Raw genomic sequence first — 15,239 nt, forward strand, 5'->3', positions numbered from 1 at the left:
TGTCGTTACCTGCCTGAGACGGCCTCGGCGAGGCGCGCGGCGAGCGCGCGGATGCGCGCGTCGCAGCGGTACGCCGCCGGGCCCGCGAAGAAGCGGGCCGTGCACTCGAGCACGTCGTCGACGACCACGAGGTCGTTCTCGCGCAGCGTCGTGCCCGTGGCCGTGATGTCCACGATCCGGTCGGTCATGCCCACGATCGGGCCGAGCTCGATGTTGCCGTGCAGCTGCACGATGTCCACCTGCTGGCCGATGCGGTCGTAGTACTCCTGGGTGATCCGCGGGTACTTGGTGGCGACGCGGATGGTGCCGCGCCAGGCGTAGTCGCGCTCCGCCTTGCCCCTCGTGGCCGCCGGCTCCGCGACGACGAAGCGGCAGCCGCCGTACGCGAGGTCCACGAGCTGCAGCAGGTCTATGCCCGCCTCGATGAGCGAGTCCCTGCCGCAGATGCCGCAGTCGGCGCCGCCGTAGCCCACGAAGGCGGGGGCGTCCTGCGCCCTCACGATCACGTAGTCGACGCCCTCCTCGTGCACGATGAGCTTGCGGCCCGGGTCGCGCAGGCCCTCGACGGGCAGGCCCGCCCGCTCGAGCAGGGCGACCGTGTCCGGGAAGAGCGACCCCTTGGGGATCGCGATGCGCAGGGGACGCTCGGCGACGCGCACGCCCGGCGTGACGACGCCCGACCCTCCCTGCTCGCCGAGCACCTCCTGCAGCCTCTCGAGGCTCATCGCGAAGCCGCAGGCCGCCACCCCCTCGCAGCCGAGGTGGTCGAGGACGGCGTCGTAGCGACCGCCCGAGGCGAGGGAGGCCGCGATGCCCTCCGCGTAGCCCTTGAAGATGATGCCCGTGTAATAGTCGAAGGAGTTTATGATCGAGAAGTCGAAGCGGAGCCTCCCCTGCCCCACGAGGACCGAGCAGCTCGAGACGAGCTGGCGGAGCTCCTCGGTGCCACGCTCGCGCGCCTCGACGCCGGCCGCCCCCAGGAGCTCGTCGATGCGGTCGATGACCGCGACGTCGCCGTTCAGGCGCGGCACCTCGTGCAGGGCGCGCCTCTGAGCGTCCGTGAGCCCCTCCGTGGCGTCCACGTACTCGTCGAGGGTGACGAGGTCGGACTCGTGGACGTAGCCGAGCACGCGCCCGGAGAACTCGTCGGAGACGTCGCAGGCGGACAGCAGCGAGGTCAGCGGGCAGACCGACCCGCAGACGATCCGCCAGTCGGGGACGTTCAGCCGGGAGAGGACCTCGGCGAGGAGCTGGACCACCTCGGGCTCCGAGCTCTGGCCGCAGCCGCCCACGAGCTCGACGCCGAGCTGGGTGAACTGGCGCGGCTGCCCCTTGAGCGAGGGCTCCTCGCGCACCACGGGAGCGGCGTACCTGAAGCGGCAGGGCAGCTCGTCGCGCGAGACCCTCGATGCCACCAGGCGCGCGATGGGCAGCGTGAGGTCGGGGCGCAGCACCAGCAGGCTGCCGTCTGAGTCGAAGAGCTGGAAGGGGGTGTCCTGGATCCTTCCGCCCCTCTCGAGGCAGGCACGGTCCTCGAGCAGGGGGGTCTCGACGGGGAGGTAGCCGTGCTCGGAGAAGCACGACCTCACGACGCCCTCGATCCGCTCGCGGGCGAGCGCCTCCTCGGGCAGAATGTCTCTGAAGCCTCTCGGTGTTCCTGCGATCAAGGTGCTCCCTCCTCCGGCGCTCCATCCTCTGGCGCTTTAGCGCACTACAGCGCTCGCGGTCGATACTTTAGCACAGTAAAGTGTTGCGCCACCCCGGCCACATCTCCCGTAATGAGCGGGTAACATCCGCCCGGAGCTGGGAGGGAGCACCCTAGCGCGTGATGTCCGAGAAGCGCGCGCCGATGAACTCCGCCAGGGCGACGGGCGAGAGCTCGAGCGACAGCCCCCTCCTGCCGCCCGAGATGCCGATCGTGTCGAAGAGCTGGGCGGTCTCGTCGATGAGGGTCGGGAACTGCTTGCGCATCCCGACGGGGGTGCATCCCCCGCGGACGTAGCCGGTGAGGTCCTCGAGCTCCTTGGTCGGCAGCATCGAGAGGCTCTTCTCGCCCGCGGCGGCCGCCGCCTTCTTGAAGTCGAGCTCGCAGGCGACGGGGATGCAGCAGACGACGTGGTCGCCCGAGGGCGCCACGCACACGAGGGTCTTGAACGTGGAGTCCACGTCCTGACCGCTCTCCTCGGCGAGCCTCACGCCGAGCCCGCGAGAGGTGTCCTCCTCGACCACCTGCCGGTAGGTGTAGGCGACCCCGCCGCGCTCGAGCTCGCGCATCGCGTTGGTCTTCTTGAACTTCTCCTGCTTCGCCATGCTATCCCTCGCTTCCCGAGGCCGCGGCCTCGCGCTCGCGGTCGCGCGCGAGGACCCTCTTGAGGTAGCGCCCGGTGTAGGAGCCCTCCACCTCGGCGACCTGCTCGGGGGTGCCGTAGGCGACGACGGTGCCGCCGCCGTCTCCCCCCTCGGGGCCCATGTCTATGATGCGGTCCGCCATCTTGATCACGTCGAGGTTGTGCTCGATGACGAGGACGGTGTTGCCGGCGTCGACCAGGCGCTCCAGGACGTCCACGAGCTGGCGGACGTCCTCGAAGTGCAGGCCGGTGGTCGGCTCGTCCAGGATGTAGAAGGTGCGGCCGGTCTGCTGGCGGTGCAACTCCTTCGCGAGCTTGACGCGCTGCGCCTCGCCGCCGGAGAGCGTCGTCGCGGGCTGGCCGAGATGGATGTAGCCGAGGCCCACGTCGTAGAGGGTCTGGAGCTTGTTCTTGATGCGCGGGATGCTCGAGAAGAACGCGAGCGCCTCGGTCACCGTCATGTCCAGGACGTCCGAGATGTTCTTGCCGCGGTAGGTGACCTCGAGGGTCTCGCGGTTGTACCGCCTGCCGCCGCAGACCTCGCACGGGACGTATACGTCGGGCAGGAAGTTCATCTCGATCTTGATCTGGCCGTCGCCCTTGCAGGCCTCGCAGCGGCCACCGGGCACGTTGAACGAGAAGCGGCCGGCCGAGTAGCCGCGCGCGCGGCTCTCCGGGGTGGAGGCGAACAGCGCCCTGAGGTCGTCCCACAGGCCGATGTAGGTCGCGGGGTTCGAGCGGGGCGTGCGGCCGATGGGGCTCTGGTCGATGTCGATGACCTTGTCGACGGTCTTCCCGCCCTCCTTGTCCCTCAGCCCCTCGAGCTTGCGGAAGGGGCCGACGGGGCGCTTGGAGTGCTGGACCGCGTTGGTGAGCGCGGGCGCGAGGGTGTCCGTGACGAGCGACGACTTGCCCGAGCCCGACACGCCGGTGACGACGGTGAGGGTGCCGAGCTCGACCTTCACGGAGACGCCCTTGAGGTTGTTGGCGGTCGCGCCGCTGAGCCTGATGGAGCCGCGCCTGGGGTTCCTGCGGCGCTCCGGCAGCAGGATCTGCCGCCTCCCCGTGAGGTAGGCGCCCGTGAGCGAGCGCTCGTCCGCCATGATCTGGGCGGGCGTTCCCGCGGCCACGACCTCGCCGCCGAGCTCGCCCGCGCCCGGGCCCATGTCGATCACGTAGTCGGCGGCGCGGATCGTGTCCTCGTCGTGCTCGACCACGATGACCGTGTTGCCCTGGTCGCGCAGGTGGCGCAGGGTCGCGATGAGGCGGTCGTTGTCGCGCTGGTGCAGGCCGATCGAGGGCTCGTCCAGGATGTAGAGGACGCCCATGAGCCCCGCGCCGATCTGCGTGGCCAGGCGGATGCGCTGGGCCTCGCCGCCGGAGAGCGTCGCCGCCGCGCGCGAGAGCGTGAGGTAGTCGAGGCCCACGTCCACCATGAAGCGCAGGCGCGCCACGATCTCCTTCACGATGGGGGCGCCGATCGGCCGCTTGCGCTCCTCGATGGTCAGGCCGGAGAAGAAGTCGAGCGCCTCCTTGCTCGAGAGCTGGCAAACCTCCCAGATGTTCTTGCCGCCCACCGTGACGGCGAGGTACTCCGGCTTGAGGCGCGCGCCGTGGCAGGTGGAGCAGGGGACCTCGCGGATGTACTTCTCGTAGTGCTTGCGCAGGGTCTCCGAGGTGGTCTCCTGGTACTTGTCGAACAGGATCCTCCTGACGCCCGGGAACGTGGCGTCCCAGGAGGTGTCGCGCCCGTCGCGCGTGTGGTAGTCCACGCGGATCTTCTCGTCGCCCATGCCGTCGAGCAGGGCGTCCCTCGTCCTCTCCGAGAGGTCCTCCCAGGGAGTGTCCGGGTCCTCGCCCATGGCGCGCACCGCCGCCGCGAGGAGCTGGGGGTAGTAGTTCGAGCGGGAGCCGAACAGGTCGTTGAACACGCCGCCGGCCACCGAGAGCGAGGGGTCGTCGATCAGGGCCGCCGCGTCCACCATCCTGCGCGTCCCCAGGCCGTCGCAGTCCGGGCAGGCCCCGTAGGGGGCGTTGAAGGAGAAGTCGCGCGGCTCGAGGTCGTCTATGGAGTGGCCGTGCTCCGGGCAGGCCAGGGCGAGCGAGTACTGGAGCAGCTCGCCGGGCATGGCCTCCGGGTCGTCGCGGTCCGGCAGGAGGTAGAAGCCCACGCGGCCCTCGGCGATCCGCGTCGCCTGCTCGACCGCCTCCGCGATGCGGCCGAGGGAGTTCTCGCGCACGACGATCCGGTCGACGACGACCTCAATCGAGTGCTTGAGCTTCTTGTTGAGCTTGAGCTCCCCGTCGAGGTCGAGGACCTCGCCGTCCACCCTGACGCGCGAGAAGCCCTCCTTGCGCAGGTCCTCGAAGAGCTTGGCGTACTCCCCCTTCCGACCGAGGACGACCGGTGCCAGCACGTAGGCGCGCCGGCCCTGCGCCCGCGCGAGGACCTTGTCCGCCACCTGGTCGGTCGTCTGGCGCTCGATGACGCGCCCGCAGACCGGGCAGTGGGGCGTGCCCACGCGCGCATAGAGGAGCCTGAGGTAGTCGTAGATCTCCGTCACGGTGCCGACCGTGGAGCGGGGGTTCCTGCTCGTGGTCTTCTGGTCGATCGAGACCGCGGGCGAGAGGCCGTCGATGGAGTCCAGGTCCGGCTTGTCCATCTGTCCGAGGAACATGCGGGCGTAGCTCGAGAGGGACTCCACGTAGCGGCGCTGCCCCTCCGCGTAGATGGTGTCGAAGGCCAGCGACGACTTGCCCGACCCCGACAGGCCCGTGATGACCACGAGCTTGTCCCTCGGTATCGTTACGTCGACGTCGCGCAGGTTGTGCTCGCGCGCGCCGCGGATCGTGATGCAGTTCTGTGCCATTCGCGGAATCCGTCCCACCTCGGTCCGGGGCATGCGCCCCATTCTCTGACGGGGACTAGTCTACACGCGCCGCAGGTGGTATGATGTGAGAACACACGTTCTACATCAAATGGAACAAGGTGGCCCGAGGGCGTTCGCGCGCCTCGGGTAGAATCCAGACGTCATGCACACCGCGCCGAGGGCGCAAGGGAAGGAGAACCCATGGACGATGAGGAGAGGGACCAGATTCGCCGCGAGGCAGACGCGGCGTTCGGCAAGAGGGAGCCGCAGGGCCCCGAGGTCTTCGAGATGGAGCCGAACTCGAGCGTGAAGCACGTCATCGGCGTCGTGTCGGGCAAGGGCGGCGTCGGAAAGTCGCTCGTGACCGGAATCCTCGCGACCGAGCTCGCTCGCGCGGGCAGGCGCGTGGGCATCCTCGACGCCGACATCACCGGGCCGTCCATCCCCAAGATGTTCGGCCTGTCCGGCGAGCACGCCTTCGCCCAGGACAACCTGCTGCTCCCCGCCACGAGCATCACAGGGATCGAGATCATGAGCACCAACCTCGTCCTGGAGAACGAGACCGACCCGGTGCTGTGGCGCGGCCCCATGCTCTCCGGCGTGCTCAGGCAGTTCTGGGGCCAGACCAACTGGGGCCAGCTGGACTACCTGCTCGTCGACATGCCCCCGGGAACCGGCGACGTCGCCCTGACCGTCTTCCAGTCGCTGCCCATCGAGGGCGTGGTGATCGTCACCTCTCCGCAGGACCTCGTGCAGGTCATCGTGAGCAAGGCCGTGAACATGGCCTCGATGATGGACGTGCCGGTCATCGGCCTCGTGGAGAACATGAGCTACCTCGCCTGCCCGCACTGCGGCGAGAGGATCGAGCCGTACGGGCCGAGCCACCTCGACGAGATCGCGCGTCAGTTCGACCTCGACGTCCTCGGGAGGCTGCCGATCGACCCCGCCATCGCCAAGGCGTGCGACGAGGGCACCGTCGACACCGCCCTCCCCGAGGGGCTACTCCCCAAGGCCATCGAGCTCGTGGAGAACACGGCCGCCTTCGACGAGGCGAAGGGGGTCTAGGTGCCGCGTCCGCCCAAGGGCCGCTCCCGCGCCGAGGAGAGGCGCAGGCTCGAGGACGAGGCAGCCCGCGTCGAGGTCGGCGACTCCTGCGACGTCTGCGTCCTCGGCGCGGGCGCCGCGGGGCTCGCGGCGGCCATCGCGAGCGCCGAGGCCGGCGCCTCCACGGTGGCGCTCGAGCGGGGGCTCTCCTGCGGGCAGAAGATCCTCGCCACGGGCAACGGCCGCTGCAACCTCTCCAACCGCGACCTCGACTTCTCCCGCTACAACGACCCTGCCTTCGTGGCCGAGGCCGCCGGCACGCGCTTCGGGGAGGACGTCGTCTCCCTCATGGAGGGCAGCGGCCTCATAGTCGCCGAGGAGGACGGGAGGCTCTACCCGCTCAGCAAGCAGGCGGCGTCCGTGCGCGACGTCCTGCTCGCCCGCGCGCGCCGGGCCGGCGCGCTGCTCGCACCCGGACGCGAGGTCACGCGCGTCGAGCGCTGCGGCCAGGATCTGCGCGTGCGCTACGCACTCGCGTGCGGCGAGGGAGGGACAGCGCGGGAGCGCTCGATCTACGCCCGCTGCGTCGTGGTGGCGCTCGGCGGCGGCACACCCCTCCCCGCCCTGCTCGGGTGCGGCCTCGGCCTCGAGACGCGTCCCTGGGAGCCCGTGCTGTGCCCCATCGCCTGCTCGGGCGCGGGTCGGCTGCTCGGGGAGCTCGACGGCAGGCGCGTCCACGTGTCGGCCCTGCTCGTGCGGGGCGGGTCCGAGGTCGCGCGGGAAGCGGGCGAGGTCATCTTCCGTCCCTACGGGGTCACGGGGATCGTCGCCTTCGACCTCTCGCGCCGCTGCCGGCCCAACGACGCCCTCGTGCTCGACCTCGCCCCGGGCCACTCCGCGACGGAGCTGCGACGGGCGGCGGGTGCCGCCGGGCAAGCCCGCGGGCGCGGACCCACACGGGAGGCGGGCCGCGCCACGCAGGCCGCCGCGGCCCGCCTCCACGGCTTCCTCGACCCCCGCATCGCCTCCGCCCTCGCGCGCGAGGCGGCGTCCGGACTCGCCGGCGCGCCGACGGAGGAGGCCGTCCTGGAGCGGGCGCTCGCCCTCGCGAAGGGGCTCGCCCTCGCGGTCGAGGGGCCGGCCGAGCCCAAGAGGGCGCAGGTCTCGCGCGGCGGCCTCGTGCTCGCGCAGTTCTCGCCCAGGACGCTCGCCTGCCGGAGCGTGCCCGGGCTCTTCGCCGCCGGCGAGTCGCTCGACGTGGACGCGGACTGCGGGGGCTTCAACCTCGCCTGGGCCTGGAAGAGCGGCATGGTCGCGGGCGCCGCGGCGGCGGAGCGGGCGCTCTCGCGAACGGGTGCCTAGGGGCCGCCCTCGCCGGGGCGCCGGCCCCCAGGCGCCGCCCCACCGCATCCGGGGCGGCGCGGGACTAGCGCTCCGGGCCGGCGGGCCGGCCAGCCCGCGCCGCCGCACGCGCTTCGGCGCCCCGCACGAGGACGAGCGAGAGGTAGCCCACCTGGCCCTCCAGGTCCGCGAGCCGGGGCACGACCCGCTCGGTCGGAAGGCCCAGGTCGGAGACGAGCGACGCCCCGTCGAGGAGGCCGCGCTCCCGCAGGCTCCCCGCGAGCGCCGAGAGGTCTCGGGGCGGCTTCATGAGGACGAGGTTCTCGGCCGCGCCGAGGCGCCCGTCGAGCCCGTCCGCGGAGGCGGGGGTCACGAGCAGGGACTCCGACCCCGTGCAGAGGGGCTGGCACAGCCTTGCGGCCGCGGCGCTGAAGGAGGTGACCCCCGGCACGAGCTCGACCTCGTAGCCGCGGGGCCTCAGCCGCTCCGCGACATAGAAGAACGTGGAGTACACGCAGACGTCGCCGAGCACGACCATGGCGACGTCCTTGCCCTCGTCCAGCCGCGAGGCGAGCTCGCGGGCGACGTCGTCGTGAGCCTGCGCGAGCACGTCCGCGTCGGAGGTCATGGGGGTCGCGCAGTCTATGACCTCCTGGCCGTCCAGCCACGAGGAGACGATCCCGAGCGCCATCCGGCGTCCGCTCCCCGAGTCGGGGACGGCGACGCAGTCTGCCTCGCAGATGACGCGGGCCGCCTTCAGCGTGAGGAGCTCGGGGTCGCCCGGGCCTGCGCCCACGCCGTACAGTCTGCCCCTCCGGGTCCCTCCGCCACCACCATTGCGCTCTGCCATGCGCCCTCCCGTCAGTACGTCCCGGCCCGTCTCTCCGCCGCCTAGGCGCCAAGCAACCATACCGCAGCCTGGGGTACGATGGTCCTCTCATCTAACGAGGTTGGGGGACGACGTGATCGAGATAGCGAACCTGGCAGTGGCCCTCGGCGACGCCGAGGCGGACGAGGGTGCGGAGGAGGCCGCGCTCAGGCGCCTCGCCTGCCGCCGGCTCGGCGTCTCGCCCCAAGCGCTCTCCTCCTTCGAGCTCAGGAGGCGCTCGGTCGACGCCCGCAAGAGGCGAGACGTCCGCCTCGTCTACACTGTCCGCCTCTCCCTGCGCGACGCCGAGGCGGAGGGGCGCGCCCTCGCGCGGCTCAGGCGCAGGCATGCCGACAAGAACGTGCGGCAGGTCAGCGAGGGGGAGCCCTACCGCCTGCCCGAGCGCCTCGGCCTCGCGTGCCCGCGCAGGCCCGTCGTCGTCGGCGCGGGCTGCGCGGGCCTGTTCTGCGCCCTCTCCCTCGCCGAGGCGGGGCTATCCCCCATCCTCGTGGAGCGCGGCGAGGACGCCACGCGCAGACGGGCCGCCATCAGGCGCTTCGAGGAGACGGGCGAGCTCGACCCGGAGAGCAACGTCCAGTTTGGCCTCGGGGGCGCAGGGACCTTCTCGGACGGCAAGCTCGCCACGGGCACCAAGAGCCCCGCGCACCGGATCGTCCTCGAGACCCTCGTCGAGGCCGGCGCCCAGCGGCGGATTCTGTGGGACGCCAAGCCCCACATCGGGAGCGACGTCCTGCCCACCGTCGTGACCAACCTGCTCGCCCGGATCGAGAACCTGGGAGGAGAGGTCAGGCTCGGCGAGCGCGTGTGCGACGTCGACACGACGGGCGGTCGCGTGCGCTCGGTCACGCTCTCGCGCACCGACCGTCCGACCGGCATGGTCGTGGAGGAGGTCGTCCCCGCCGATGACGTGGTCCTCGCGACGGGCCACTCGGCACGCGACGTCTACGACCTGCTCGCCCGTCGCGGCGTCGCGCTCGAGCGCAAGACCTTCGCCATGGGCGTGCGCATCGAGCACCTGCAGGCCGACGTCGACCGCGCGCAGTACGGCCCCTTCGCGGGGCACCCCGCGCTCGGCGCCGCACCCTACAAGCTCGCGTGCCACCTGCCGGACGGCCGCAGCGCCTTCTCGTTCTGCATGTGCCCCGGCGGCTACGTGGTGGCCGCCGCGAGCGAGGCGGGCGGCGTCTGCACCAACGGCATGAGCCTGTCCGACCGCGCGGGCACGAACGCCAACGCGGGCCTCCTGGCGAACGTCTTCCCCTCCGACCTGCCCGGCGCCGACGTCCTCGCCGGCGTCGAGCTGCAGCGTCGCTGCGAGCGGGCCGCCTTCGAGGCGGGCGGCGGTGCCTACGTCGCGCCCGCGCAGCTCGTGGGCGACTTCCTCGCGGGACGACCCTCGAGCGGGGCGGGCCGCGTGCGGCCGACCTACCCGCGCGGCGTCAGCTGGGGAAGCGTCGAGGGCTGCCTGCCCGACTACGTGGCGCGGACGCTGCGCGCCGCCATCCCGCTCATGGCACGCCACCTGCGCGGGTTCGACGACGCCGAGGCGGTCCTCACGGGCGTGGAGACGCGCTCGAGCTCGCCCGTGCGCATCACGCGGACGGACGAGCTGACCAGCGTGTCGACCCTGGGCCTGTGGCCCTGCGGCGAGGGCGCCGGCTACGCGGGCGGCATCATGAGCGCGGCCACCGATGGCTTGCGCGTGGCGGACGCCCTCACGAGCTCGCTCGCCCGGCGCCCCTAGCGGCCGCTACTTGTCCCTGACCGCCTCCACGAGACGTGCCAGCTCCTCGTCCTCGCCGATGCCGGTGAGGAAGGCGACGCCGTTGAAGGTGGGGACGTCGTAGTCCTCCTCGGTCTTCACGACGGCGACGTAGGCGTCGGCACCCTCGGCCTCCTCGGCGAGGGCCTCCTTGGTCACGGCCGCGACGTCTGCCTCCACGCCCTTCTCGCGCAGGAGCCTGTCGATCTTCTTGGCCACCATCTGCGAGGTCGCGATGCCCGAGCCACAGGCGACGATGATCCTAGCTGCCATTGGGGTCCTCCTTCTGAGCGATGCGGAGCGTCCGCTTCGATATCCCCTGGGCGCGTCTCGCGAGGCGCCCCGAACGAAAAGATACCCTGAAAGACGCCTACCCGAGAAACTCGAGCAGGGTGGAAACCATACCTTCACCCGTCGTCTGCGCCATGAGGCGCCTCACGGGGTCCTCCTGCATGAAGAGGTTCATCAGGCCCTGGAGGACCTCGACCTGGCCCCCCTCGCGCGTGACGCCGAGGTTCAGCACCAGCTCCGCCTCGACCGTGTCGCCGACACCGGCCATGGGCTCGAAGGCGACGGGTGCGAGCGGGCGCACGATGGCGATGTAGGGCCTGGCCACGCAGCCGTCCGCGTGCGGGAGCGCGATGCCGACCGTGGCGGTCGCCAGCCCCGTGGGATATGCGCGCTCGCGCTCCTCGATCCTCTCCAACCAGTCCGGCGTGACGTAGCCGAGCGGCGCGAGACGGGCCCCCAACTGGGAGAAGAGCGACGCCCTGTCAGGCGCGTCCATGCCGAGGAAGACGAGCTCGGGCCTGAGGAGCTCCCTGTCCGCGCCTCTCATCCGCACCCCTTCCCAAGCGACGCCTCGCAGGAGCCGCGCGCCCTGGCCGCGGACGGCGGCGCGCCGGCTAGTGCTTGCCCCTATGATACCTGCGACGGGTCGCGTGGGCGGAGCCCTTGCGGTCAGTGGCCTTGAGCCGGGCCATCACGTCGTCGGCGCTCTCGCCGGACAGGGCGCTCTCGAGAGCGACGACCTGGTCCCTCAGGGCGGCGGCCCGCTCGAAGTCCATGTCCGCCGAGGCCTGCAGCATCTCGTCCTGGAGCGCGCCGAGCACCTTGGCCGCCTCCTCGCGTGGCAGCGCGGAGAGCTCCTCCGCTATCGACTCCGCGTCCTTCTCGCCCGCGTCCGCCGCCTCGTCCTCGCCCGTGGCCGCCGTGTAGAAGACGCCGTCCTTGCGCTGGCGCCTGCCCACGTTGTCCTCTGCCTCCTGGATGAAGCTCGAGATGTCCGTGATCGACTTGCGCACGGTCTGCGGCACGATGTGGTGCTCCTCGTTGTAGCGCTCCTGGAGGCTGCGGCGCCGGCGGGTCTCGTCGATCGCCTCGCGCATGGAGTCCGTGATGGTGTCCGCGTACATGATGACCTGGCCCTCCGCGTTGCGGGCGGCGCGGCCCATGGTCTGGATGAGCGAGCGGCGGTTGCGGAGGAACCCCTCCTTGTCCGCGTCGAGGATCGCCACGAGCGAGACCTCGGGGATGTCGAGGCCCTCGCGCAGCAGGTTGATGCCGACCAGAACGTCGATCTTGCCCTCGCGCAGGCTGCGGATGATCTCCACGCGGTCGAGCGTCGCCGTGTCGGAGTGCATGTAGTTGACCTTGACGCCCTCGTCGAGCAGGTGGTCCGTGAGGTCCTCGGCCATCCTCTTGGTGAGGGTCGTCACGAGGACGCGCTCCTTCCTCGCCGCGCGCTCCTTGATCTCGGAGATCAGGTCGTCGATCTGGCCGCGGACGGGGCGCAGGTCGATCTTGGGGTCCAGGAGGCCCGTCGGGCGGATGATCTGCTCGACCTCCTGCTGGGAGACGGCCTCCTCGTAGTCGCCCGGCGTCGCGGAGACGTAGATGAACTGGGGGATGCGGCTCTCGAACTCGTCGAAGCGCAGGGGGCGGTTGTCGAGCGCGGACGGCAGGCGGAAGCCGTGGTCGACCAGGGTGACCTTGCGCGAGCGGTCGCCCTCGTGCATGCCGCGGATCTGCGGGACGGTGACGTGGGACTCGTCGATGATGCAGAGCATGTCGCTCGGGAAGTAGTCGATCAGCGTGTAGGGCGGCTCGCCCGGACGTCGCCCGTCGAGGTGGCGCGAGTAGTTCTCGATGCCGTTGCAGTAGCCCATCTGCTCGAGCATCTCGAGGTCGTAGCCGGTCCGTTGGGCAAGGCGCTGCGCCTCGAGGAGCATGTCGTTGGCCTTGAGCTCCGCGACGCGGGCCTCGAGCTCCTCGTTGATCGTCTCCAACGCGCGGTTGATCCTGGGGCGCTCGGTGACGTAGTGGGAGGCGGGCCAGATCGGGACGGCGTCGAACTCGCGCACGACCTCACCCGTGACGGAGTCGACCTCGCCGATGAACTCGACCTCGTCGCCGAAGAAGGAGATGCGCAGCGGGTTCTCGGCATAGGGCGGGAACACGTCCACGGTGTCGCCGCGCACGCGGAAGGTGCCGCGCGAGAGGTCGTAGTCGTTGCGGTCGTACTGGACGTCGATGAGGTTCTTGATGAGGTCGTCGCGCTCGAGCGGGACCTGCTTGTCCACGTTGGGGGCGAGGCCCGCGTAGTCCTGGGGGCTGCCGATGCCGTAGATGCACGAGACGGAGGCGACCACGATCACGTCGCGCCGGGAGAGGAGGTTGGAGGTCGCCTGGTGGCGGAGCTTCTCGACCTCCTCGTTGATCGACGCGTCCTTCTCGATGTAGGTGTCGGTCTGCGGGACGTAGGCCTCTGGCTGGTAGTAGTCGTAGTACGAGACGAAGTAGGTGACCGCGTTGTGCGGGAACATCTCGCGCATCTCGCTGGCGACCTGGGCGGCGAGGGTCTTGTTGGGCTCCATGATCAGCGTCGGGCGGTTGACCTTCTCGATGGTCTTGGCCATGGTAAAGGTCTTGCCGGAACCGGTGACGCCCATGAGGGTCTGGTAGCGCAGGCCACGCTCCACGCCCTCCGCGAGCTTCTCTATGGCCTGAGGCTGGTCGCCGGCCGGCTCGAAGGGCGAGACGACCTCGAAGCGCGAGTCGTCCTTGCCGAGGCCGAACCTCTTGAGCTCGGCGCCGAAGCGCTCCTTGGCCGCCGGCGTGCCTGCCAGCGGCTCGTACTCGATGCCGTCCTCGACGCGCAGGCCCGCCTCGCCGGCGGACCCTCCCTGCTGCTGCACCTGCCACGCGGGCTGGGCCGGCTGCTCGGGCTGCTCGGGCTGCTTGGGCTGCTTGGGCTGCTTGGGCTGCTTGGGCTGCTGCACCTGTCCTCCCCCTCTCTCGGTACACGTGTTTGATTGTACCCGCCGGAGTCGCGACGATCCGCACGAACGCGATGTGGTGCCGATGGAACGGCCGCGTAGGCCGGGCGTCCCAGGCGTGGTCGAAACGCCGCCGCGGGGGCCGCCGCAGCTCCCACAAAGGGACAGTGCATTTCTGCGACTTATGGACGACTCCAAGCCCGCGATGCCAGAGCGCCACCGCCCAGATCCTTCGAATCCTGGGCAAATGCGACTCATGGATTGCACGGCACGACGGAGGAGGCCCGCCGACCTCCACGGTCAGCCCCCGACCCATCCCTAACTTGGAAAAATGCACAGCCGAGGCGAGGGGACTGCGTCGGGGTGCGGCCCCCAGGCCACGGCCCCGGGGTGCGGCCGTCCAGGCCGGGCCGTCCCGGGCGCCGCCGGGCACCGTCCCTGGCGGACGACCCCGGCGTGCCTGCGGCGCGCCGGGGCGCTAGTAATCCTTGAGCCCCTCCGGGTAGAGCTCGGCGTAGCGCTCGCGCGCCTGCTTGACGCGCTGCAGGTAGAGGCGGGTCTCGGGGTAGGTGATCGCCTCGGCGACGCCCTGGGCGCCACCAGCGAGCCAGCTGCGCACGGTCCCCAGGCCCGCGTTGTAGGCGGCGATGACCTCGTCGGTCGAGCCGAGCTCCTGCGAGAGGTAGGCCAGGTAGGCCGTGCCGTACTCGATGTTGACGCTGGGATCGGTCAGCCGCGAGACGTCGTAGTCCGCATCGTCGACGACGCCCAGGTCCGCCAGCTCTTGGGCCGTCTCGGGCATGAGCTGCATGAGGCCGACTGCGCCCGCGCCGGACTGCGCCCGGGGATCCCAGTCTGACTCGCACTTGATCACGGCGGCGACGAGGTAGGGGTCCACGTCGTGGCGCGCCGCGGCACCGTTGATCTGCGTCGCGTAGGACACGGGGTAGAACACCCGCCGCACGATGCTCCCGGGCAGCGCCCCCACCCCGAGCGTGAGCGCCAGCACGACGCCCATCGCCAGGAGCGGCAGGGTGCGGTACCAGCGGAAGAACCTCTCCGAACCAGACCTCACGCGCGCCTCCAGCACCCGCGCGCCCAGCCCCCGCGGGGCCAGCCTGCGCGCTCGCGCTCCTCCCACCAGGCGCCCACGCGCGCGACGAGGGCCTCCTCGTCGCCGGAGTTGTCGAGCACCGTGTCCGCGTGCGCCCTGAGGTACTCGTCGCTCGGCTGGTGGGCGACCCTGCGGTCGAAGTCCGCCGGGTCCATGCCGCGACCGCAGGCCCGCCGGCGACGCACTTCGAGCGGGCAGGTGACGCAGACGACCTCGTCGACGTCGTAGAGCATGTCCTCGACGCGGTCGAGCAGCGGCACCTCCACGACGACCACCCCGTCGCCCGCCGTGCGGACGCGCCGCGCGAGCTCCTCCCCGATTGCGGGGAGCTCGATCGCCTCGAGCTCGCGCGTCGACTCCTCGCTCGAGAAGGCGCGGCGCGCGAGGAGGGCGCGGTCGAGCTCTCCCGTCCGCGGGTCGAGCACGTCGGCGCCGAAGGCCTCGGCCAGGCGGCGGCAGACCTCGGAGCCGACGGCGCACACGTCGCGCGACACCTGGTCGAGATCGATCCTGCGGGCTCCGAGCCGCTCGAGCTCGCGAGCCACGGTCGATTTTCCCGAGGCCGTGCCTCCGGCGAGAAGGACCTCGTACAT

Annotated in this window: 12 protein-coding genes; 3 read left to right on the forward strand and 9 right to left on the reverse strand. The window is 71.0% G+C overall.

Annotated elements, in window-relative coordinates; all coding sequences use genetic code 11:
* Positions 1–5: 5 nt before the first annotated feature.
* The 3 genes from hisG to uvrA all read right to left on the reverse strand — a co-directional run bounded on the left by hisG (position 6) and on the right by uvrA (position 5,218).
* Entirely contained in the window at positions 6–1,667 is a 1,662-nt protein-coding gene (hisG, locus tag VXJ25_RS06415; protein WP_330958379.1) for an ATP phosphoribosyltransferase, read from the reverse strand.
* Positions 1,668–1,818: 151 nt separating this feature from the next.
* Positions 1,819–2,310, reverse strand: coding sequence for an aminoacyl-tRNA deacylase (locus tag VXJ25_RS06420; protein ID WP_330958380.1), 492 nt, complete (start codon positions 2,308–2,310; stop codon positions 1,819–1,821).
* Position 2,311: 1 nt separating this feature from the next.
* Complete coding sequence (gene uvrA / locus VXJ25_RS06425) at positions 2,312–5,218, reverse strand: excinuclease ABC subunit UvrA (RefSeq protein ID WP_330958381.1); 2,907 nt, start codon at positions 5,216–5,218, stop codon at positions 2,312–2,314.
* A 201-nt stretch (positions 5,219–5,419) separates the two neighbouring features.
* On the opposite strand from uvrA, the gene VXJ25_RS06430 reads away from it, so the two are divergent.
* Positions 5,420–6,283 (forward strand): Mrp/NBP35 family ATP-binding protein, encoded by an 864-nt coding sequence (locus tag VXJ25_RS06430; RefSeq protein WP_330958382.1) that lies wholly within the window; start codon positions 5,420–5,422, stop codon positions 6,281–6,283.
* Complete coding sequence (locus VXJ25_RS06435) at positions 6,284–7,624, forward strand: aminoacetone oxidase family FAD-binding enzyme (protein WP_330958383.1); 1,341 nt, start codon at positions 6,284–6,286, stop codon at positions 7,622–7,624.
* A 64-nt stretch (positions 7,625–7,688) separates the two neighbouring features.
* On the opposite strand, the gene cobI is transcribed toward VXJ25_RS06435, so the two are convergent.
* Positions 7,689–8,453: a precorrin-2 C(20)-methyltransferase gene (gene cobI / locus VXJ25_RS06440; protein ID WP_330958384.1), complete on the reverse strand. Its 765-nt coding sequence runs from the start codon at positions 8,451–8,453 to the stop codon at positions 7,689–7,691.
* A gap of 112 nt (positions 8,454–8,565) precedes the next feature.
* Here cobI and VXJ25_RS06445 point away from each other — a divergent pair, with 112 nt between their 5' ends.
* Positions 8,566–10,236 (forward strand): NAD(P)/FAD-dependent oxidoreductase, encoded by a 1,671-nt coding sequence (locus VXJ25_RS06445; protein ID WP_330958385.1) that lies wholly within the window; start codon positions 8,566–8,568, stop codon positions 10,234–10,236.
* 6 nt (positions 10,237–10,242) lie between these two features.
* Here VXJ25_RS06445 and VXJ25_RS06450 read toward each other — a convergent pair whose 3' ends face one another.
* The 5 genes from VXJ25_RS06450 to coaE form a co-directional block, all read right to left on the reverse strand.
* The gene (locus VXJ25_RS06450; RefSeq protein ID WP_330958386.1) at positions 10,243–10,527 is read right to left on the reverse strand and encodes a PTS sugar transporter subunit IIB; all 285 of its coding nucleotides are present in this window, start codon (positions 10,525–10,527) and stop codon (positions 10,243–10,245) included.
* Between the two features lie 97 nt (positions 10,528–10,624).
* Positions 10,625–11,092 carry a PTS sugar transporter subunit IIA gene (locus tag VXJ25_RS06455; protein WP_330958387.1) on the reverse strand — a complete coding sequence of 156 codons (468 nt, stop codon included), beginning with the start codon at positions 11,090–11,092 and terminating at the stop codon, positions 10,625–10,627.
* Positions 11,093–11,159: 67 nt separating this feature from the next.
* Positions 11,160–13,382, reverse strand: coding sequence for an excinuclease ABC subunit UvrB (gene uvrB / locus VXJ25_RS06460; RefSeq protein ID WP_330958430.1), 2,223 nt, complete (start codon positions 13,380–13,382; stop codon positions 11,160–11,162).
* Between the two features lie 628 nt (positions 13,383–14,010).
* A complete protein-coding gene (locus tag VXJ25_RS06465; RefSeq protein ID WP_330958388.1) occupies positions 14,011–14,607 on the reverse strand; it encodes a lytic transglycosylase domain-containing protein in 597 nt (198 codons plus the stop codon).
* Entirely contained in the window at positions 14,604–15,239 is a 636-nt protein-coding gene (gene coaE / locus VXJ25_RS06470; RefSeq protein WP_330958389.1) for a dephospho-CoA kinase, read from the reverse strand. Before coaE ends, VXJ25_RS06465 begins: the two co-directional genes overlap by 4 nt.

The sequence above is a fragment of the Olsenella absiana genome (assembly GCF_036408855.1).
Lineage (GTDB): Bacteria > Actinomycetota > Coriobacteriia > Coriobacteriales > Atopobiaceae > Olsenella_K > Olsenella_K absiana.

Coding starts and splice junctions, on each gene's coding strand:
- VXJ25_RS06430 (WP_330958382.1), top strand. CDS start 5,420: ATGGACGATGAGGAGAGGGACCAGATTCGCCGCGAGGCAGACGCGGCG.
- coaE (WP_330958389.1), bottom strand. CDS start 15,239: ATGTACGAGGTCCTTCTCGCCGGAGGCACGGCCTCGGGAAAATCGACC.
- VXJ25_RS06420 (WP_330958380.1), bottom strand. CDS start 2,310: ATGGCGAAGCAGGAGAAGTTCAAGAAGACCAACGCGATGCGCGAGCTC.
- cobI (WP_330958384.1), bottom strand. CDS start 8,453: ATGGCAGAGCGCAATGGTGGTGGCGGAGGGACCCGGAGGGGCAGACTG.
- VXJ25_RS06450 (WP_330958386.1), bottom strand. CDS start 10,527: ATGGCAGCTAGGATCATCGTCGCCTGTGGCTCGGGCATCGCGACCTCG.
- uvrA (WP_330958381.1), bottom strand. CDS start 5,218: ATGGCACAGAACTGCATCACGATCCGCGGCGCGCGCGAGCACAACCTG.
- VXJ25_RS06455 (WP_330958387.1), bottom strand. CDS start 11,092: ATGAGAGGCGCGGACAGGGAGCTCCTCAGGCCCGAGCTCGTCTTCCTC.